The organism is Haloarcula sp. CBA1127 (assembly GCF_001485575.1).
GTDB lineage: Archaea > Halobacteriota > Halobacteria > Halobacteriales > Haloarculaceae > Haloarcula.
Window position 1 is genome coordinate 785,086 of record NZ_BCNB01000006.1, and the last position, 18,238, is coordinate 803,323.

Annotated in this window: 22 protein-coding genes and 2 tRNA genes; 10 read left to right on the forward strand and 14 right to left on the reverse strand. The window is 62.7% G+C overall.

Annotation, left to right across the window (positions count from 1 at the left end; genetic code table 11):
- Positions 1 to 12: 12 nt before the first annotated feature.
- Positions 13 to 948, reverse strand: coding sequence for a ribonuclease Z (gene rnz / locus AV059_RS08570; protein WP_058993921.1), 936 nt, complete (start codon positions 946 to 948; stop codon positions 13 to 15).
- Between the two features lie 369 nt (positions 949 to 1,317).
- On the opposite strand from rnz, the gene AV059_RS08575 reads away from it, so the two are divergent.
- The 3 genes from AV059_RS08575 to AV059_RS08585 all read left to right on the forward strand — a co-directional run bounded on the left by AV059_RS08575 (position 1,318) and on the right by AV059_RS08585 (position 4,040).
- Positions 1,318 to 2,460 (forward strand): hypothetical protein, encoded by a 1,143-nt coding sequence (locus AV059_RS08575; protein ID WP_058993923.1) that lies wholly within the window; start codon positions 1,318 to 1,320, stop codon positions 2,458 to 2,460.
- A gap of 57 nt (positions 2,461 to 2,517) precedes the next feature.
- Positions 2,518 to 3,183, forward strand: coding sequence for a TrkA family potassium uptake protein (locus AV059_RS08580; RefSeq protein WP_004590562.1), 666 nt, complete (start codon positions 2,518 to 2,520; stop codon positions 3,181 to 3,183).
- Between the two features lie 380 nt (positions 3,184 to 3,563).
- Positions 3,564 to 4,040, forward strand: coding sequence for a hypothetical protein (locus AV059_RS08585; RefSeq protein ID WP_058993925.1), 477 nt, complete (start codon positions 3,564 to 3,566; stop codon positions 4,038 to 4,040).
- Between the two features lie 16 nt (positions 4,041 to 4,056).
- Here the strand turns inward: AV059_RS08585 and AV059_RS08590 are convergent, their stop codons facing one another.
- The 11 genes from AV059_RS08590 to AV059_RS08630 form a co-directional block, all read right to left on the reverse strand.
- A complete protein-coding gene (locus AV059_RS08590; RefSeq protein ID WP_058993927.1) occupies positions 4,057 to 5,760 on the reverse strand; it encodes a methyl-accepting chemotaxis protein in 1,704 nt (567 codons plus the stop codon).
- Between the two features lie 131 nt (positions 5,761 to 5,891).
- Positions 5,892 to 6,689, reverse strand: coding sequence for an SDR family oxidoreductase (locus tag AV059_RS08595; protein WP_058993929.1), 798 nt, complete (start codon positions 6,687 to 6,689; stop codon positions 5,892 to 5,894).
- On the reverse strand, positions 6,679 to 6,801 hold the full coding sequence (locus tag AV059_RS22955) for a hypothetical protein (RefSeq protein WP_255356116.1): 123 nt from the start codon (positions 6,799 to 6,801) through the stop codon (positions 6,679 to 6,681). The genes AV059_RS08595 and AV059_RS22955 overlap by 11 nt, the downstream gene beginning before the upstream one ends.
- Entirely contained in the window at positions 6,791 to 7,462 is a 672-nt protein-coding gene (locus AV059_RS08600) for a non-canonical purine NTP pyrophosphatase (RefSeq protein ID WP_058993931.1), read from the reverse strand. The genes AV059_RS22955 and AV059_RS08600 overlap by 11 nt, the downstream gene beginning before the upstream one ends.
- Positions 7,463 to 7,588: 126 nt before the next feature.
- The gene (locus AV059_RS08605) at positions 7,589 to 7,864 is read right to left on the reverse strand and encodes a DUF5808 domain-containing protein (RefSeq protein WP_005537058.1); all 276 of its coding nucleotides are present in this window, start codon (positions 7,862 to 7,864) and stop codon (positions 7,589 to 7,591) included.
- A gap of 215 nt (positions 7,865 to 8,079) precedes the next feature.
- On the reverse strand, positions 8,080 to 9,741 hold the full coding sequence (locus AV059_RS08610) for a bifunctional N(6)-L-threonylcarbamoyladenine synthase/serine/threonine protein kinase (protein WP_058993939.1): 1,662 nt from the start codon (positions 9,739 to 9,741) through the stop codon (positions 8,080 to 8,082).
- Between the two features lie 9 nt (positions 9,742 to 9,750).
- Positions 9,751 to 9,885 (reverse strand): 30S ribosomal protein S27ae, encoded by a 135-nt coding sequence (locus tag AV059_RS08615; RefSeq protein ID WP_004590578.1) that lies wholly within the window; start codon positions 9,883 to 9,885, stop codon positions 9,751 to 9,753.
- Positions 9,886 to 10,194, reverse strand: coding sequence for a 30S ribosomal protein S24e (locus tag AV059_RS08620; protein WP_004516108.1), 309 nt, complete (start codon positions 10,192 to 10,194; stop codon positions 9,886 to 9,888). It abuts the gene before it with no gap.
- Positions 10,195 to 10,379: 185 nt separating this feature from the next.
- Positions 10,380 to 11,387, reverse strand: a complete 1,008-nt coding sequence (locus tag AV059_RS08625) for an AAA family ATPase (RefSeq protein WP_058993941.1) — start codon at positions 11,385 to 11,387, stop codon at positions 10,380 to 10,382.
- A gap of 164 nt (positions 11,388 to 11,551) precedes the next feature.
- Entirely contained in the window at positions 11,552 to 11,692 is a 141-nt protein-coding gene (locus tag AV059_RS22355; protein WP_167321082.1) for a hypothetical protein, read from the reverse strand.
- Between the two features lie 92 nt (positions 11,693 to 11,784).
- Positions 11,785 to 11,855: transfer RNA gene (locus tag AV059_RS08630), tRNA-Gly, on the reverse strand.
- Between the two features lie 210 nt (positions 11,856 to 12,065).
- Here AV059_RS08630 and AV059_RS08635 point away from each other — a divergent pair.
- Positions 12,066 to 12,899: an NAD+ synthase gene (locus tag AV059_RS08635; protein ID WP_058993943.1), complete on the forward strand. Its 834-nt coding sequence runs from the start codon at positions 12,066 to 12,068 to the stop codon at positions 12,897 to 12,899.
- Positions 12,900 to 12,919: 20 nt separating this feature from the next.
- Here the strand turns inward: AV059_RS08635 and AV059_RS08640 are convergent, their stop codons facing one another.
- Together AV059_RS08640 and AV059_RS08645 are read right to left on the reverse strand one after the other, a co-directional pair.
- Positions 12,920 to 13,687 (reverse strand): DUF3105 domain-containing protein, encoded by a 768-nt coding sequence (locus AV059_RS08640; protein ID WP_058993945.1) that lies wholly within the window; start codon positions 13,685 to 13,687, stop codon positions 12,920 to 12,922.
- A gap of 38 nt (positions 13,688 to 13,725) precedes the next feature.
- Positions 13,726 to 14,400: an enoyl-CoA hydratase/isomerase family protein gene (locus tag AV059_RS08645; RefSeq protein WP_058993947.1), complete on the reverse strand. Its 675-nt coding sequence runs from the start codon at positions 14,398 to 14,400 to the stop codon at positions 13,726 to 13,728.
- A gap of 60 nt (positions 14,401 to 14,460) precedes the next feature.
- Between AV059_RS08645 and AV059_RS08650 the strand changes: the two genes are divergently transcribed.
- The 6 genes from AV059_RS08650 to AV059_RS22040 all read left to right on the forward strand — a co-directional run bounded on the left by AV059_RS08650 (position 14,461) and on the right by AV059_RS22040 (position 18,046).
- Complete coding sequence (locus AV059_RS08650) at positions 14,461 to 15,117, forward strand: hypothetical protein (RefSeq protein ID WP_058993949.1); 657 nt, start codon at positions 14,461 to 14,463, stop codon at positions 15,115 to 15,117.
- A 67-nt stretch (positions 15,118 to 15,184) separates the two neighbouring features.
- Positions 15,185 to 15,256, forward strand: a tRNA-Thr gene (locus AV059_RS08655).
- Between the two features lie 154 nt (positions 15,257 to 15,410).
- Positions 15,411 to 16,727, forward strand: a complete 1,317-nt coding sequence (locus tag AV059_RS08660; RefSeq protein ID WP_079990746.1) for a site-specific integrase — start codon at positions 15,411 to 15,413, stop codon at positions 16,725 to 16,727.
- Between the two features lie 202 nt (positions 16,728 to 16,929).
- Entirely contained in the window at positions 16,930 to 17,163 is a 234-nt protein-coding gene (locus tag AV059_RS22035) for a hypothetical protein (RefSeq protein ID WP_154021016.1), read from the forward strand.
- A gap of 62 nt (positions 17,164 to 17,225) precedes the next feature.
- Complete coding sequence (locus AV059_RS08665) at positions 17,226 to 17,660, forward strand: hypothetical protein (RefSeq protein WP_154021017.1); 435 nt, start codon at positions 17,226 to 17,228, stop codon at positions 17,658 to 17,660.
- A gap of 125 nt (positions 17,661 to 17,785) precedes the next feature.
- A complete protein-coding gene (locus tag AV059_RS22040) occupies positions 17,786 to 18,046 on the forward strand; it encodes a hypothetical protein (protein WP_154021018.1) in 261 nt (86 codons plus the stop codon).
- The last annotated feature ends 192 nt before the right edge of the window (positions 18,047 to 18,238 follow it).

The following is an 18,238-nucleotide window of genomic DNA, read 5'->3' on the forward strand; positions in this document are numbered from 1 at the left end:
TGCACTATCTCATCAGTACTCGTCCGCGTCCGGGAACTCGACGCGGCGCTCCATCCCGTCTTCGGCGAGCACGACCTCGCCGTCGAACGCGTCGCGGGCTTCGTCGACTAGCTCGTCGGCGCTCGCGGCATAGCGCGTCGAAATATGGGTTAGTGCCAGCGTCGATGCGCCGGCCTGTCGCGCCACGTCGGCGGCTTCCCGGGCAGTGGAGTGGGCCGTCGCCTTCGCTCGCTCTTTCCGGTCCTCTGCGAAGGTAGCGTCGTGGATGAGGAGGTCTGCGTCCTCGCTCGCCTCGATGACACTCTCCGTCGGCAGCGTATCGCCGGTGTAGACGAATCGGCGGCCCGGACGGGCCGGACCGACGACGGCCTCCGGCTGGATAGTCTCACCCTTGTGTTCGACGGCCTCACCGCGGTGGAGCTTGGAGTACTTCGGCCCCGGCGGGATGCCGAACTCCTCTTCGGCTTTCTCCCGGTCGAACTTCCCCTTCCGGTCGTCTTCATCGAGGACGTAGCCGACGCTGGCACAGCGGTGGGCCGTCTCGATGGCCCGAATCTCGTACTCCGACCGGTCGAGGACTACGTCGCCGGCCGACACTTCGTTGATACGGACGGGAAACGAGGGGGTCGTCCCGTTGGCCTGAATGAGCTGTTTGATGTTCCCGCGTGTGCCTGCTGGCGTGTGGATGGCGATGGCGCGCTCGCGCTCGTTGAAATCCCACGTCTGGAGCAGTCCCGGAATCCCGAGCACGTGGTCGCCGTGGAGATGCGTGACGAACAGGTGGTCGATAGCGAAGCCAGTGCCGTAGCGCATCATCTGTCGCTGTGTGCCCTCGCCGCAATCGAAGAGGAGGTAGTCGCCGTCGCGGTTGACGAAGATGCTGCTCGTGTTGCGCTGGGTCGTCGGCACGGCCCCACTCGTCCCGAGAAACGTCACGCGCATGGTCATCGCATCCTCTACTGTCGACGGGTAAACCGGTGTCGAAAGGGTGTCGTCACAGGTGCGGTAGCACTCTCCGTCTGGTCACTGCGATGCTCGTTTGTGTGTCTGAAAGTGACATGGACACTCCTACTGAGCGGTAACAGCGGCTGCTTTCCGGCGTTACACACTGTCTCGCGAGCTTCTCCGTCGAGATCTTAACCACCAGCAAAACAATTTAACACTGGGTGAGTGTCGCTCAGCCTCACTTTCCCGAGCCGGCAGTAACGGATGACGGCTTAGCAGGTTGTTATGATCTATTGAACTGTCTCGCCGGTTTATGTGTTGCTCATTCGTTGCATCGTTCGCATTGCCTGCCGATCACTGCATGACCAACTCATGATAAACACTCGCACACTTGCCGTTTTCGCTGCGCTACTCGTCGTCGGCGGCCTCACCGCACAGGTCGGGGCTGTACCGGGCGTGACAGCGCAACAGGCATCGCCATCGGAACAAGCCGGGAACACAGGCGTCGCCGTCGACTCCCTGACTGCCCCGGAGAGCGTCGCACCGAACTCGACTGCTGACGTAGCCGCAACGGTCACGAACAACGAGAACACCTCGGTGACTGAATCCGTGGCGTTCCGGTTCGACGGCGCTGTCGTCGACCGGACGCTCGTCACGCTTGAGCCCAACGAGACCACCACAGTCCAGTTCTCCACGGAGACGACCGGCATTGAATCCGGTGACTACCGCCACGGTGTCTTCACTAGCGACGACGGACAGGTCGCCGCGATTACTGTCTCCGACCCGTTCACGCTGGAGAGCCTTGACGCACCGACGAACGCTACCGCCGGTGACAACGTCACCGTCGACGCGTCCGTCGCCAACCCGAACGACTTCAACACGACACAGGCCGTTGAGTTCCGACTGGGTGGCCAGCCGCTGGCCTCCGAGTCTGTGACCCTCGACGCGAACGAATCCACCAACGTGACGTTCACCGTCGACACGACCGGTGTCGAGCCGGATACGTACACTCATAGCGTCTTCACGCGCGACGACGGCGCGTTCGCCGAGATCACTATCGAGCCGGCCGTCGACGTGCCTGAAGAGCCGACTGAGAACGAGACTGAAGAGCCGCCAGTGGACGAGACTGAAGAACCGCCAGTGGACGAGACCGAAGAGCCGCCAGCGGACGAGACCGAAGAGCCGCCAGCGGACGAGACCGAAGAGCCGCCCGCGAACGAAACTGAAGAGCCGCCAGCGGACGAGACCGAAGAGCCGCCCGCGAACGAGACTGAAGAGCCGCCCGTGAACGAGACCGAGGAACCGCCAGCGGACGAGACTGAAGAACCGCCCGCGAACGAGACTGAAGAGCCGCCCGCGAACGAGACCGAGGAACCGCCAGCGGACGAGACCGAAGAGCCGCCAGTGGACGAGACTGAAGAGTCGACCGAAGACGGAACCGAGGAGACTGACGAAAGCGACCAGACTGACGAAACGGACAACGCGACCGAAGAAGCCGCGACGACAGAAGGCTAACGCGCGCCACCCTGTCACCCGTTCACATTTTTAATGGTGGCCGTCGTACCGTCGTCCATGAAGTTCGTTATCGTTGGCTATGGCCGCGTCGGCATCCGGACCGCACGGATTCTACAGAGCGAGGGCCACGAGGTTGTTATCGTCGACAACGACCCTGTGAAAGTCGAACGGGCCACGGAGACCGGGTTCGAGACTATCCAGGGTGACGGCAACGAAGAGAGCGTCCTTATCGATGCTGGCATCGAAACTGCGGACGCTATCGGTGGTCTCACGGGCGACCTGAACACGAACTTCACCGCCTGTATGATCGGTAAGGAGTTTGGCTGTCGGACCGTTCTGCGGATTGACGCCGACTACCGTGAGGAGATCTACGAGAAGTACGCCGCCGACGTGGACGAGATCATCTACCCCGAGCGGCTGGGCGCGGCCGGCGCGAAGACGGCGCTGCTGGGCGGTGACTTCAACGTCCTCGCCGACCTGACCGAACAACTCTCGGTCGCGAGTATCCGCATTCCCGACGGCTCGCCGTTTGTCGGGAAACGCGTCGTCGAAGTGGAACTGCCCGGCGACGCACACATCTACGCACACGGCAAAGACCACGAACCGATGACGATTCCGCTCCCTCAGACTGAAATCGAACCCGGCGACAGTGTCGCGATCATGGCTGATCCCGGCGGGCTGGACGACATTCGAGCGACGCTCCGGGGCGACGCGTCAGCCTGAGATTCTGGGGGCATCTCTCGCGTTATCGCCTCTTTGCAGGACGATAGCGCTTGCTGTCTGTGGCAAAAGCCGGGGGGAGTAGAATATGAAAGGGAGGATCGCGGTGTCCGGGCGCGTCTGGGGAGGATAGGATGGCACGCAGTGGCACCGACGTCCACTGGAGCCGTGGAAGCGCGCCCGTACCGGGTGGAATGCTACCGGTAGACATAAATGCCCGTCAGACAGGCGGCCGACGGACGACAGACGACACGGCTTTTTGCCCGTTCAGCTACTGCTTCCTGCTATGACCTGGGCGACGTTGTTCGAACGCGCGGCGGACCACCAGACCACGGTCGACGCTGTCCGTGCGGCCCTCGACGAGCACCGGGCGGAGGACGACGATGCGTGAGCCGTCCCCGGCGCGTGTCGTCGCCGACGCCGATGTCCTCGCCGCCGATCTGCTGTGTGGGCCAGACAGCGATGCCCGTGCCGCTATCGACCATATCCGCCGGCACTCGTGGGTCACGCTCGTCGCGAGTGACGACCTGTTAGACGATGCCAGCGCCGTCATCGCCGACCTCGCCGACGCCGACCTGGCGGCTGACTGGCGGGCGCGGATCGAACCCGACTGTGACATCGTCGACCATCCGGCCGGCGACCAGCCCGCGCTGGCTTCGGCCTACCGGGGCGGCGCACAGCACCTGCTCTCATACGATGACGACCTGCGGAGCGCCCGGACCAGCGCGTCGCTCAACCGTCATATGTCTTTGAGTGTCAGACCACCGGACGCCTTCGCCCGCCTGTTCGACCCAGAGTCACTGTACCCAGTCGTCGAGGACGGCGAGTATCCCGGTCCGGACCGGGACCCACGCGCGTAGCCGGTGACTTTGCTGCTCAGTCGTCAGCCGTCGTTACGGTGGTTGTGGCGCCTGCTCCCGATGGCCCGTTCGTGCCCTCGGCAACGTCAAATTTCGCAAGTACCTCACGCAACTCGTCGGTCTGGGCCGCCATCTCCTGTACTTCGGTGGTCACTTCGGTAATTGTCGCGGTCTGTTCCTCGGTCGCGGCGGCGACGGCCTCGGACTCCTCGTTGGTCTGCTCGCTCACAGTCGCGACTTCATCGACCATATCGACGACCTCCTGCGTGGTCTCTGCCTGTTCGGAGGTAGCTCCCGATATCTCCTGAATCGAATCGTTGACCTCGCCGAGCACGTCGACGATGTCCTCGAAGTCCCGGAGCGCCGACTCGATGGTCGCGGCGCTGTCGGTCACTTGCTGATTCGTCGCCTCTACGTCGCTGACGGTCTCGCTGGCCTCGTGCTGGACTGATTCGATGCGGTCCGACACGTCCGTCGCGGCGTCGCGGGTCTCCTCGGCGAGCGTCTTCACCTCGTCGGCGACGACAGCGAATCCGTCTCCGCTTGCGTCCGCGCGAGCCGCCTCAATGGAGGCGTTCAGTGCGAGCATGTTGGTCTGCTCGGCGATGTCCGTGATGACCTCGACGATGTCGTCGATTTCGCTGATCTGATCGACCAGACTCTCGACCGCAACGGCGATGTCGTCGATACGAGCCTCCATCTCGTCGAGTTCGTCGATCGCCTGCTCGGCGTCCGCACGTCCCTCGCGGCCACGTCGTGTCGCCTTCTCGGCGGTGTCGGCCGCGTTTTCCGCGGTTGCGGCGATCTCTTCGACGGTGGCAGACAGCCTGTTCATCTCCGAGGCGACGTCGTCGTGACGCGACGCCTGCTGGCTGGCTCCGGCCGATATCTCCTGCACCGACCGGGAGATCTCGTCGCTCGCGTCGTCTATCTCCTTGACGCTCCGGGTGACATGATCGCTCGTCTCGTCGACGTCCTCTGCGAACGCGGCGACGGTGGCGACTGTCTCCCCCAGCGTCGTCACGAGGTCGTTGTAGTTCTCGACGACAGCGTCGAACTGCTCGTCGTCGGCCTGGAAGTTCTCGTCGATAGTGGCCGTCAGGTCCCCGTCTTTCGCCTGCTCGGCGGCGTCACCGAAGGCGACGACGAGGTCGTTGAGCGCCTGGGAGCGCCGTTCGAGATCGCTGGTCATGGTCTTCAGTTCGGTGGTGTAGTCGTCCATACTGGTGGCCATCTTCTCCAGCGACTGTCCGAAAGCTCCGGGGACGTCCTCGTCGAGGACATCGGCGTCGAACTCCTGTCGGGAGAGCGCGTCAGCCTGTCGGGACACCGTCAGCAGGTAGGACTGCATCGATCGAAACGATGAGAGCAGTTCGGCGACCTCGTCGTCCCGCTCGCTCTCGGGCAGTTCGACATCAAGCTCGCCGGACGCGATGTGGTCCGCACCCGCGGCCATGGCTGTGATTGGCTCGACGAAGTCCTCGCGGGTGATGAACACCGTGTTGGCGAACGCGACGATAGCACCAGCGAGCAACACGCCCGTGACGACGAATCGGACGGTCCCGCTGGCGACGAGAGAGACGACTGCCAGCGCGACCGAAGCGGCAAACTGCAGACCGACGGCTGCAAGCACCTTCCGTTCGACCGAACCGGAGACGCCGAAGAGGTCCAGTGATTCACGTATCACCGTTTTGTACTGTCCGACCGGGTCTGTGAGCATACGCACCCTTTTCTTACAGTGTTTAATAATGTTCCAGTCTAATTCTCGGATATTGAAAAAGAATTAGTGGACGAAGGCCTAGTACAAAGCGACACAAGCCCAGGTCCGATGGCGTTCTCGTACTTGATTATTTACCGATCCTGATTGACCAGCGCTGCGACGCGCCGGACGACCCAGCGCGGCGTCACCCTGACCAGCCGGTCGATAAGCCGCATCGACCGCCGCGGAATCACGACAGTCTCGCCAGCGGCGGCCCCTTCGTAGGCCGCCGTTGCGACTGCCTCGGGCGTATTCGAGGCGACGGACCCGACTGTCGAGTCCCCCATCCCAGCCCGTTCCTGGAACGCCGTGTCGACCGGGCCAGGACAGACCACCGTCACGTCGACCGGTGTCTCCCGTAATTCCTCGGCCAACGCCTCGCTGAAGCTGTTGATGTACGCTTTGCTCGCGTAGTAGCCAGCGAGGTTCGGCCCCGGCTGGAACCCGGCGACCGAACCCACGTTGATAACCGCGCCGCCGTCGTCGAACTCGTCTATGAACAATCGCGTCAGCTCGACGGGGAGCATGACGTTCAGCTGCAGTTGCGTTCGCTCCTCGTCGAGGTCACTTTCGGCGAACGGCCCGTAGGTCCCCACGCCGACGTTGTTGACGAGGACATCGATGTCCAGACCGCGCTCGGTCACCTCCTCGTACAGATCCTCGGCGGCCGCCGCGTGATCGAGGTCCATCGTGACTGGCGTCGCCGTGATGCCCCTCGTTTCGAGGTCGTCGGCCAACCGCTCCAGTTTCCCCTCGCTCCGGGCGACCAGTACTACGTCGTGTCCGCGTGCGGCGAATTCGCGTGCCAACGCTTCGCCGATGCCCGCTGACGCACCGGTTATCAAAGCAGTGCCACCGGTCCCGACGACCGGTACGTCGCTACCGCTCACCGTACCACTCCGCGACCGTTGTCGCTCCGGGTTCCAGCGCCATCGGTCCCTCGTCGCTGGAACTTCCGAGGGATGAGTCCCATCCCTCGACGGACGGTTCGCTACCGCTCACCGTACCACTCCGCGAACTTCGCCAGTGCCCGCCCGCGGTGGGATATCGCGTTCTTCTGCTCGGTGCTCATCTCCGCGAACGTCGTTCCGTCGTGCTCGAAGATGGGGTCGAAGCCGAACCCGCCCTCGCCGCGCGGGGCGACGATTTCGCCGTTCACGCGCCCCTCGAACAGTTTGACCGGGACTGTCTCGCTGCTCTGCGCTGCGCTTCCGTCGTGGACCTGCTCGTCCGTCGTCGCTGCACCGCGGTCGTCAGCCGACAGGTCCTGTCCGCGCCGGTCCTCGCGGTCGATGCCGTCCGGGTCCGGTGTCGCCTCGAAGCCATCCCCGTCGCAGTAGGCGATGACTGTCTTGAACGCCGCCGTGCGGTCGTCCTCCGGCTCGGTCATGCGCCAGACGCGTTCCACGCCGACAGTGTCCTCGACGTAGGAGGAGTACGGCCCGGGGAACCCGTCGAAGGCGTCGATGAACAATCCCGCATCGTCGACGATGACCGGCCCGTCTGCCGCTCGGTAGGCCGCCCGCGCTCCCTCGGCTGCGACCGTTTTCAGGTCGTCAGCCTGGACTTCCGGATAGTCGAAGTCGAACTGTTCGACCTCGTCGTCGAGATACTCGGTCGCCTCTCGGACTTTTCCGGGGTTGGTCGTGACAAAATTGAGCATACCGGCACACAGCGACCGGCGATAAAAGAGCCGTCGAAAGTCAGTTCAGACGGACTGTTGTAGATTCGTTCCGGACAGTGCCGACCCTGGGTCGGCAGTACCGGGAAACCGCTACAACACTCTGTATCAGTCGACGACGACTTCGACCGGTTCGTCCTCGCTCTCGGAGTCGAACTCCTCGCTGCTGCCGCCGCGTTCGAGATACAGCATCACGCCGGCGACCGCCAGCACGACCCACGAGCGCCAGTTCGCCAGGTTCAGGGTGTAGCCGATGCCGAACGGCTTCTCGACCAGCATATCATCGCCCGGCTTCCAATAGGCCGACACCAACCGCTTGAGGCTCGGTCGTTCGAAGTTGTACGGCACGCCGAACAACGTTCCCGACTGGGGTTTTTCTGCCATACTGCGTTCTATTCGGGCCGAGGTTAAACCATTTGTCCACCACCTTTTTCATCGTCACCGTTCCTCGCTCGCTTCGCTCGCTGCGGGGACGGCTCCTCGAAAAACGTGGGCGAAAAAGGCGCGAATCGCTCCGCGATTCGCGTGAAACCGCGGCCTCCGGCCGCGGTATGCGTACCACCACTGACAGTTATTCACTCCTTCAATTGCGTCCCCTTCTACTGATACCGGCCCCGACCCTCGATGTCGTCGAGGCTGGCGAACACCGCATCGGCGTGGTCGCTCTCGGTCCGGTAGGCGTCCTCGGCGGCCGACAGCAGCGTCTCGGGGTCGTCCGCGGTTCCGGCGAGCGACTGGGCGAGGACGTGAAGGTCCATCGCATGGTCCTCGGCCTCCTGCGTGTAGTAGCCGAGGCCGAAGTCGATGAGGAACGTCCGGTCTGCCTGCTCGCCATGGCTACCGACCCGGACGTTCCGCGTCGTCGGGTCGCCGTGCACGAAGCCGTCGTCGTGGATGCGAGCGAGCCAGCGGCCCACGTCCGCGACACGGGCTTCTGACAGCCCCTCGCGGAGGTCTGTGTTGCCCACGCGCTGGAAGACAATGCGTGACTCCTGTGGGTCTACGTCCCGCACGAGCGGCGTCGGGACGCCGTTACGGCGCGCCTCGCTGGTGAGCCGGGCTTCCTGACGGGTCCGCTCAATCCTGAGGCGCTCGTCCAGCGTCGGGTGGCGGTAGCTCCGTGGCACGCGTTCCTTGATGACTCGGTCGCCGTCAAAGCGGACAGTCGCCTCCGCACCCTGAACTTCGTCGCCTCCCATCCGGTAGCTGTCCACCGACTCCTCGGTACCGCGCCAGGTGACAGCCACCTCGTCTGGCCGGAAGTTCGAGTCGATGCGCGAGTCCTCGATGGCGACGGTGTCGCCGGCTGCGTACATCTTTGCACCGAGCATCGCTATCATCCCGGCGTTGTCCCGCAGGAAGCGGTTTTCCGGAGCGTAGAATTCTGCCCCGCGTTGCTCGCACATCTCGCCGAGCATCCGCTGGAGGCGGTCGTTCTGGCCGACGCCGCCGCCGAGCACCAGTTCGTCGGCCCCGGTCAGCGACAGCGCCCGCTCGGAGACTTCCGTCAGCATCGCGAAGATGGTCTCCTCCATCCCGCGACAGACATCGTCTATCGGGACCCCGTCGTCGACGGCCTGCTTGGCGGCGCTCATGATGCCCGAGAAGGAGAAGTCCATCCCCTTGACGACGTAGGGCAGTTCGTGGTACTCGCCGTTGCGGGCGTGCTGTTCGACCTTCGGCCCGCCGGGATGGGACCAGCCGATGTGGCGCGTGAACTTGTCGATGGCGTTGCCGACGCCGGTGTCCATCGTCTCGCCCAGCACGCGGTACCGGCCGTTCCGGTAGCCCAGAATGTGGGCGTTCGCGCCGGAGGCATTCAGACACACCGGCGAATCGAAGCCCGAGCGATGGCGGCCCACTTCGAGGTGGGCGACCATGTGGTTCACGCCGACCAGCGGCACGTCGAAGCGCTGGGCGACCGCCCGGGCAGCCGTGGCGACGATTCGCAAGCAGGGTCCCAGTCCCGGACCGCGGGCGAAGGCGACGGCATCGATTGGTGCACCGGTTTCGCCGCTCCCGTCCACCCCGCCAGCAGTCGCTCGCTCGTGTGCGTGCTTGATGGCCGTCTCGACGACGGTCGGGATGGCTTCGCCCATGTGCTCGGCGGCCTCGCGCGGGTGGATGCCGCCGCTGTCTGGCGCGTACGCGTCAGTTTCGATGAAAACGTGGTTGTCGTCGGTTACCTGCGCTGGGTCCGGCGTCTCAAACACCGAAGCACTGGCTGCCCAGGCAGTACCTTCGATACCCAGAATACGCATCGGGCGGCCTTACTTCCACTCGGTGTAGCCGCACTTGCCGCAGTGCTGGCGGTCCTCGTGCTCGGCGAGGACGGTGTCACCGCACCGGGGACAGGTCTCGCGGTCGAGTTCGCCGTCGTCGCTGTAGTACTCGTTGTGTGGCATCTATGCTTCCTCCGCCTCTTCTTCGCCGTCGGCGACGATCTTGTTGCGTTCGAGCATGTGGTCCTGCTCGACGTCGCGGGCGTACTCGGGGTTGTCGTAGACCTTCGCGTAGCCGACCGTCTTCCGCATGCCGAACTTGGTGTCGAGCTTGTGGATGACGACTTCCTCGGCATCCTTGTTCAGCGTGGCCGCAAGAGAGTCGCGGACAGAGAGACGGGAGGGGGTGGCTTCGTCGTGGACGACCTCGAACCGGACGTCCGTGCGGTGCAACATGGGATTCTCGTCTTCTTCGATGATGTCGATATCCATGGTTCGTTGTCCGTATCTACCCGTCGAAGCGCGTAAAAGGATTTCGAAGCGGTTGACGCCGTCTCCGTCCGCGATTCCGTATCACCGTGCTGTGCGGCGATTCGGCGATGGGACGGGAACGTGCCGTAGCGGCTAGCTGTGTCCGGTACAGCACTTCCAGAGCGATAGCGGCTGGACGCCGGCCCTTACCGCTCGCCCAGCTGTGCGAGGAGGTGCGAGAGATGGATTCGCTCGTTTGCTGCGTCGACGAGCGCCATATCGGTCTCGCCGGCCATCGTGTGAATCTCGGCCAGCCGGTCCCCTGAGTAGCGTGACCGGGCCACTTCCAGCACGTCGTCGAGGATGTCGGACGCGCCGTACCCCTCGTCGACGAGCAAGTCATCGAGTGTCGACCGGGCGTCGGTAAAACGCCCGTCTTCCGCCGCGTCGACCATCTGCTCGACCTGGTCGTCGGCTTCGACGGCGTTCAGCGTCTCGAAGGCGGCGTCCATCGTCACCTCGCCCTCTGCTTCGGCGGTGGTCTGGGCGGCCAGCACTGCCGTCCGGAGGTCCCCCTCTGCGTACCCGGCGACGTACTCAATGCCGTCGTCGTCGTGGTCGACGCCCTCCGCGGTGACGATCTCTTCCAGTACCGACGCCGTTTCCTCGTGGGTCGGCTCGCGCATCACGACCGGGAAACACCGCGAGCGGATCGGCGGGATGACCGCCGAGGGCTGACGCGTCGCGATGACGAACTGCGTCGCTTCGTAGTACTGCTCCATCACTCGACGCAGCGCCTGCTGGAAGTCTTCGCGCATCCCCTCGGCGTTGTCCAGCAGAATGGTCTTGTAGCTGCCCGACACCGGCGAGTAGCTGGCAGACTCCTTGAGAACGTGGTTGATGAGGTCGGCCTTCGAGGACTCGCGCCGTCGTTTACTGTCGATGAACGACGCGAACCGCGGGTCGTTCGAGACCTCCTTTTTTGTCATGCCGAACACGTCGGCCATGTTGAGTTCGGTAAAATCCGCGTCGGGATTCTCGTGGACCTCCCGGGCAAAGGCCCGGACAGCGGCCGTCTTCCCGCTCCCCTTCGGCCCGTGGACCAGGAGATTCATCGGCTCCTCGATGGCTCCTTGCAGGTGCTCGCGGGCCTTCGGCTGGCGGATCTCCGACAACTCCGGGGCGTGTGTCTCCGTCCACAGCGGCGCGTCCATCTGTTGGCACTGGGTATGCCCGGCCCCGACAAGTATCCCGCGGTCCGCGGGCTCACACTACCCGCTGGTACTTATGGGACAGTAGCGGCGCGTTCGGTGACCTCTCTCACAACCGAGATCCAGCAGCGACCGACACACTGGGGCCGGTAGTCCTCGATCCTCGCTTAGGAGAGCAGACTGTCCTCGGCTGGCTGCCAACCGCATTCCACGCACTCGAACTCCTCGTCGCCCGTTTTAATTACCGGCTCGTCGCACTTCTTACATTCCCGGAAGGGATTGTGGGGCCGAGTGGATGGTCGCGGCATACGTTAGCTAACTACACATTCTTCTCATATAACAATTTTCTCTACGTACATAGAACAGCACCGTTGCGACCGACTGAAACGACCGCAGGGAGTGCGCCGGCCGGGAATTGAACCCGGGCTATTGCCTTGGGAAGGCAATGTCCTACCACTGGACCACCGGCGCGCACCGTCCACTTGCGCACCGAGGCTCGCGGTTCCTGCGGAACCGTTCACCACCGGCGCGCTGTGGTAGACTGCAGGTCGGTCGGACCTGCGAACCCTGTACCGAACTGTCAACAGCGACTGCACTTGAACGTAGCGTTTTGACTGGACGCGCGTCCGAAAATATCAGGTCGATAGATGGGTATTAGTTCCGTCCGTCTAACTAGAAGACATGGCAACGGCCGAATCCATTGTCCGTGCCGATGAGCCGCTGAATCTGACGTTCTCCGAGGCTGAGTTGGAGGCGCACCGCGACCATATCACCTCGTTCATCGAGGCACAGGTCGACGCCGCCGGTGTCGACACCGTGGTGCTGGGGCTTTCTGGCGGCATCGACAGTACACTCGTCTCGCATCTGGCCGTCGAAGCGCTTGGCCGTGACGCCGTTCACGGACTCGTAATGCCCAGCGAGGTCAACCGGGCTGACAACATGAGCGACGCCGAGCGGGTGGCTAACGACCTGCTCGGCATCGAGTACGACGTTATCGAAATCAACCCGCTGGTCGACGCGTTCCTTGATGCCTATCCAGACGCCGAGGGCGACCAGCTCGCTGTCGGCAACCTCCGGGTTCGCTGTCGGGCAGTGCTGAACTATCTCGTTGGCAACCACGAACAGGCGCTCGTCCTCGGGACCGGGAACCGCAGCGAGGCGCTGGTCGGCTACTACACGAAGTACGGCGACGGCGCGGTCGACTGCCATCCTATCGCGCCGCTGTACAAACAGCAAGTCCGGCAGTTGGCGAAACACATCGGCGTCCCCGACGACCTCGCCGAAAAGACCGCCAGCGCCGAGATGTGGGCCGGCCAGACCGACGCTGACGAGATGGGGATGGACTATGACACACTCGATTCTATCCTCGCTCTGCACATCGACGGCGGTGTTCCGGCAGCCGGGACAGCTGACCAGCTCGGTGTCCCGCTCGATGTTGTCGAGACTGTCCGTGAGATGTACGAATCGAGCGCCCACAAGCGAGCGATGCCGCCGGGTCCGGACCCGCTGTACTGAGTCTGTTTTCGTTTTAGTCGCTATCGAACCGGGTTCTCCGGGCCGCGACCAAGATACTCCGAGAGGAACGCGTGGACCGTTTCGGCGTCGTAGCTGTCCATCGTTAGCTCATGCTGCCACGCCGTCACAACGTAGGTCGCCCGTGGGTCGTCGTTGGGGTTTGGAACGGCGACGACGCTCCGCCAGGTACCGGTATGAACGCTGGAAAACTCCCGAAGGCTCTGTCTGGCTTCGGGGGAAATCTCTGCAGGGTCGTAGTAGACGATGACCGCGCCGTGTTCGAGCGTGTGGACGAGCGAGCCAAGCAATGGCGTCGCCTCGTAAAAGCCTGCATCCTCCGTTGAGGCGTAGTGTGTGCCGGAGAGTGGCGGGAACCGCTGGTAGTCGATAGCACTCCCGTCTTCGACGTGGTTGGCCCCTCTGTCAGGGAACTGCTCGACGCCGGCCAGTCGGTCGCTGTCGCCGGTGTCGTCCAGTGGCGACGCTTCGACTCCGGAGGCCTCGACTGCGGAAAGTGGCTGTGCGCCTGCCGTCCCGACGAGGTCCGCGTCGCTGCTGCCGCCGCCACTCAGCTGAGTCGCGTACACTGTGAGTCCGATAGCGAACACGACGACGATGCCGATGATGATTGGACCCATCGGAAGGGTCCCATCGTCCTCGCCCCCGGTATGCTCCTCGACGCGCCGACGGTCGATAGCCCCCAGTTCGCCCTCGTGGGCGTCGGCGAGGTGGTCGAGATAGGCGTCGTCGCCGTCGAACGATTCCGTGCAGTACTCACAGTCGACCATTGGCGGCCCGTATGCGAGGCGTCGTCTTGTACCCTTCCCTACTCCGTCTTCGCGCTGAGGTCGGCGAAGGCCTGCTGTTCACGGCGCTCCTGCGTCTGCCTGTCGGCGTCGTCCCGCATCCGGGCTTTCAGTACTCGAAGCGCGTCCGCGTCGACGGCCGCTACCTCCTCGGCGACGGCTCGTGGCTCCGTAGTCACCCGTGAGACCAGTCCCATCTGTTGTGCCGTCTCGGCGTCGAGCGTTCGGCCGGAGAGCGCGATGTCCAGCGCCTCGCCGGTCCCGACGATGTCGGGGAGCCGTGCCGTCCCGCCCCAGGCCCCGAACAGGCCGAGTTTGACCCCCGTTTCCGCGAAGGTCGCGTCGGGCGTCGCGATGCGGATATCACAGGCCAGCGCCAATTCGACGCCGCCGCCCCGTGCCGCGCCGTCGATACCGGCAACAACAGCCCCGTTGTAGGATTCCAGTGCGTGAGCGACGCGCTGGCCCAGCGCCGCGAACGCCTCGGCGCTCTCCGAATCGAGGGCCTTGACCTCGTCGAGGTCCGCGCCGGCGCAGAACGCCTCGCCAGCGCCGTGGAGGTACAGCACTGGCTCGGTCGCTGACTCGACTGCCGCTTCGAGGTCACGTAACGCCGCACTGGTGAGCGCATTGCGCTGGTCGGGCCGGTCGAGCGTCAGGGTCCGGATACCATCGCCGCTCGTGGTCTGTACCATGGCTGCTGTGACTCTGCGGTTTCCAAAGGTCTTTGCCCTTCCCGTCGCTAGACCCTCATAATGGAGGAAGTGGCGGCAGTTCGCCGAGCGGCGTTGGCGGCAGTCGACGATGTCGAGCCTGACCGGCTTCACGAGCGCATCGACGCTCGTCTTGACGACGCGTCGCTGGCGCCCGGCGTCCTGACGCTCGTCAGCGCGGGCGCAACCAGCGACCCACCGGTTGACCTGGCTGACGGCGTCGCTGACAGAGCCGCCGGCGTTCAGCTTATCTACGAGGGGCTCTCGCTCACCCGGCAACTGGCCCACGACGACCCCTGGGTCAACGGCAACCGCGACACAGCCGATCTGGATATCCTCATCGCCGATATCCTCGTCTCGCGTGGGTTCTACCTGCTCGCCAGGACCGAAGCCGCCGACGCCGCTGTCTCTGTCGTCCGCTCGTTCGGCCACGACCAGACAGTCCGTCAGACGACTGACGACGAGAGCCTCGACACCGCGCTCGAAACTGACATTCTGGAGCTCGCCGTGGTCGCCGGCGTCACCGCCGCCGGCATCCGTCCCACCCCGACACTCCGCGAATACGCGACCGAACTGGCCGTCGACGGCCTCCCGCCGAACGCCCACCTGCTCGGTGAGGACGTCGCCGACGCCCTTCGGGCCCGTGCGGGTGCCGAAAAGCCATCCGGGGACGGAACCGAGGCCGCCGCCGACCACTGATACTAACCGACACACCGGCCCTGAATCGAAACGACTTTAGACAATTGCCGGATACACATTGATGCGTGCCTGGGTAGCTTAGCGGTAAAGCGCGTCCTTGGTAAGGACGAGACCCCGGATTCAAATTCCGGCCTAGGCTTACGCGGTCTTAGCGTCTCTATCGGCTGATTTCGACCTTCTCAGGAGAGGCGAACCATGCCCAACAACTTCTGAAAAGACTACAACCCGATAGCCGCGCAGTCTTGCGATTCCAAAACGTGTCATGGCACACAAACAAACCGAGGGGTTTGCCGATGACCAACCAGCCAGATCCCCTCAACAACCTTCTCGCCGGAGATGGCACTCCAAGGGAGGGTCTTCCACCAGCTCCGGAGTCCGTGGAGTTCGACTTCCCGCTCGTCAGCGAACGCTCCCGCGAAGACCTCGAAGCATATGGGCTCAACATGGTCGAGGACTACCACGACTTCAAGAAGGAACTCCTCTGGTGGCTTGCCACATACGGCAAGCACCCAGAGAAAGGGCAAGGCCTCGCAGAAAGTACCCTTCAGTCAACACACTACAAGCTTGAGATCGTCTTCCGATGGCTCTGGGAGGACGAAGACGCCTACACCACAGCTCTCACTCCAGACCACGCAGACCGGTTCATCCGCCTCCTGAATCGCTCAGACGATATGGCGGACTCCAGCGTGCTTCACTACGGCAAAGCGGTACAACGGTTGTTCAAGTACCAGAACCAGATCCACGGGACCGACTACGACTGGGAGCCGAAACCAGAGCTTAGTCAGGCTACCGGCGACAAACGTGATTACCTCCGGCGGACAGCCTTCAAGCCGCTATACCAAGCCGCGCTGGAATACAACTCTGTCAAGATCTATCATAGTGAGATGTCCTCCGAGGAGCGTGATCGGCTCAAAACGCACGTCTCACAGCGACTCGGTGTCCCCAAGTCTGAGGTCGGACCCGAACAGTTTGAACAGGCGAACTCGTGGAAGGAGCCTTCGATTATCGCTGTGACGCTGGACACTGGACTCCGTCCCATCGAAGTTGGTCGAGCCACCATAGACTGGATCGATCTTGAGAATAACGAGATCACCATCCCCAAAGACGAGTCCATCAAGAACCAAGCTCATTGGAACTGCTCGATCAAGAAACGCACATCGAGAGTCCTCGAACGGTGGTTAGAGGAGCGAGCAACGTATGACAAGTACGACGACCGGAACGGACTCTGGCTCACGAAGCAAGGTAGCAAGTATAGCTCCAAGTCTTGCAACTACCTATTGAGCCGTCTCGTCGATGAGGGTGATCTTCCGATTCCCGACCACAAGGAGATCGCGTGGTACTCGATTCGTCACGGGGTAGCAACCTACTGGGCGAACCACATCGGTCCTCATCACGCAAAGGAACAGCTTCGTCACAAAAGCGTCACCACGACGATGAAATATCTTCACTCCGACGCGGAAACGAAGACATCGAGACAGGCGGTGCGAGATCGTGAAGATAAGGACGACCATTTCGCGCGCTACCTGCTGTCGCGACGTCCACTGATCAACGAGCCTGCGAGTACCGCTATCTTAGTGTTTGTCTCGACAACTGGTTTCGCCTCCTCCTAATAAATATCTTAGATAGGATACCAGAGTACATAGCTTCTGAGCACGCTACAGTCAATATTCTCAGGGTTAGACGTATCTAATACCCTACAACTCTAATTTGCAAACACGGGGACTCCCAGAGCCACAGCTAACAGTCGGCTCCGGAGCAAACCCGGTGTAGGCGCACCGGGGCTCTGTGGGCTCCTTCGGAGGCAAGAACTCAATGAGACAAACGAACTCGATAGAGGAATCACTGTCGGACAGACACCCAAATGCGGAACGAGTCGGCCCGCATCTGGTCATCGATAAAACGGACTGGGTGCCCGGAAAGCATCCTGATCCCCACCGTCAACATGAGTCCCAGAGCGAGTATCTGGAACGGTACATTCGGTGTATCCAGTGTGGCGTTGAGGTACTGAACAAGGACGATCTCCCTCAGGAGTGTGGTGCGACGTGAGGGTGTTGGATTGCCAAATCGATTGGCGAGAGGATGTCGCAAACGATCCAAGGCTACAGGTGTTGGTAGACGAAACACCTGACAGATCCGAGCTTCGGTTCGAAAACGAGGATGGCCTGTGGGTTGGCATCGACAACGGCTATGTCGAGTACTTCGCGTATTCAGGCGACGGCAACGACGGCGGTTACAGTGGCCGGTGCTTCGAGATTACCACTGTTGATGATGAGCAGGTCACGCTCAAAGGCCCGTGGTCGAGTCGCGCGGGGTGCGTGAACCAGCGATCATTTGGCCCAGTGGTTGACGTTGCGATCACCACTGATCCATCAACACTGGAGCGCGGTCATACCTTCCGGACAGGGACACTGACCTTAGAGGCCGCAAAGCAAGCAATCGATCTTGTTGACGAACCGTGCCACTTGGAGCAACGGCTCAAGTACTCGGATGACGAGCCAGTGTGGGTAGCGGTGCGGGAGCAGAAGGAGGTTGAGCCAGCCTGAGTTCCGAATCGATCCAGCCGGACGTCGAACCGCGGACGGTTCGAACGGCTACCGAGATAATGACCGTTATCGAGGAAGCACCTACGATTTTTAGCGTTACGACTCAGTCAGGTTCGGAGTACTCCGTGGACATACGTGAAGGTGTCTGCTCCTGTCCCGACTACCGCAATCGGGAGCCTAAGGGTGGCTGTAAACACCTCTGTCGGACCCGGATGGAGGTCGGACAAGTGGATGTAGATGCACTGGAGTCCGAACTCGAACGTACTGCCAGTGAACTCCAAATGAGTGCCGAACAACTCAAACAGCAGGCCAACGATATCCACACTGGGGCCTCGAACCTGGAGGACGCTATCGACCGGCTTCAGGAGGTGGCGGGTCATGAGTAAAAAGGAGCCGGATGTTCCATCCGAAAGCAGGGGGTTGGGCGGGGAGAACACCCTGAAACCCCTCTCAACTGCGGGTAGTACAGAGCGTGTCGTAACGGCGGAGCAGACCGCCTATCGAGGCCGCCGTGACCCAGCCGCGTCGACCGGTGAGGAGGTTGAGGTAACGGTCGATGGTGAGCCTTTGGACTGTGG

What these genes read in the sequence shown, in the direction of transcription:
- rnz (WP_058993921.1), bottom strand. Translation starts at nt 948, where the DNA reads ATGACCATGCGCGTGACGTTTCTCGGGACGAGTGGGGCCGTGCCGACG.
- AV059_RS08575 (WP_058993923.1), top strand. Translation starts at nt 1,318, where the DNA reads ATGATAAACACTCGCACACTTGCCGTTTTCGCTGCGCTACTCGTCGTC.
- AV059_RS08580 (WP_004590562.1), top strand. Translation starts at nt 2,518, where the DNA reads ATGAAGTTCGTTATCGTTGGCTATGGCCGCGTCGGCATCCGGACCGCA.
- AV059_RS08585 (WP_058993925.1), top strand. Translation starts at nt 3,564, where the DNA reads ATGCGTGAGCCGTCCCCGGCGCGTGTCGTCGCCGACGCCGATGTCCTC.
- AV059_RS08590 (WP_058993927.1), bottom strand. Translation starts at nt 5,760, where the DNA reads ATGCTCACAGACCCGGTCGGACAGTACAAAACGGTGATACGTGAATCA.
- AV059_RS08600 (WP_058993931.1), bottom strand. Translation starts at nt 7,462, where the DNA reads ATGCTCAATTTTGTCACGACCAACCCCGGAAAAGTCCGAGAGGCGACC.
- AV059_RS08605 (WP_005537058.1), bottom strand. Translation starts at nt 7,864, where the DNA reads ATGGCAGAAAAACCCCAGTCGGGAACGTTGTTCGGCGTGCCGTACAAC.
- AV059_RS08610 (WP_058993939.1), bottom strand. Translation starts at nt 9,741, where the DNA reads ATGCGTATTCTGGGTATCGAAGGTACTGCCTGGGCAGCCAGTGCTTCG.
- AV059_RS08615 (WP_004590578.1), bottom strand. Translation starts at nt 9,885, where the DNA reads ATGCCACACAACGAGTACTACAGCGACGACGGCGAACTCGACCGCGAG.
- AV059_RS08620 (WP_004516108.1), bottom strand. Translation starts at nt 10,194, where the DNA reads ATGGATATCGACATCATCGAAGAAGACGAGAATCCCATGTTGCACCGC.
- AV059_RS08625 (WP_058993941.1), bottom strand. Translation starts at nt 11,387, where the DNA reads ATGGACGCGCCGCTGTGGACGGAGACACACGCCCCGGAGTTGTCGGAG.
- AV059_RS22355 (WP_167321082.1), bottom strand. Translation starts at nt 11,692, where the DNA reads ATGCCGCGACCATCCACTCGGCCCCACAATCCCTTCCGGGAATGTAAG.
- AV059_RS08635 (WP_058993943.1), top strand. Translation starts at nt 12,066, where the DNA reads ATGGCAACGGCCGAATCCATTGTCCGTGCCGATGAGCCGCTGAATCTG.
- AV059_RS08640 (WP_058993945.1), bottom strand. Translation starts at nt 13,687, where the DNA reads ATGGTCGACTGTGAGTACTGCACGGAATCGTTCGACGGCGACGACGCC.
- AV059_RS08645 (WP_058993947.1), bottom strand. Translation starts at nt 14,400, where the DNA reads ATGGTACAGACCACGAGCGGCGATGGTATCCGGACCCTGACGCTCGAC.
- AV059_RS08650 (WP_058993949.1), top strand. Translation starts at nt 14,461, where the DNA reads ATGGAGGAAGTGGCGGCAGTTCGCCGAGCGGCGTTGGCGGCAGTCGAC.
- AV059_RS08660 (WP_079990746.1), top strand. Translation starts at nt 15,411, where the DNA reads ATGACCAACCAGCCAGATCCCCTCAACAACCTTCTCGCCGGAGATGGC.
- AV059_RS22035 (WP_154021016.1), top strand. Translation starts at nt 16,930, where the DNA reads ATGAGACAAACGAACTCGATAGAGGAATCACTGTCGGACAGACACCCA.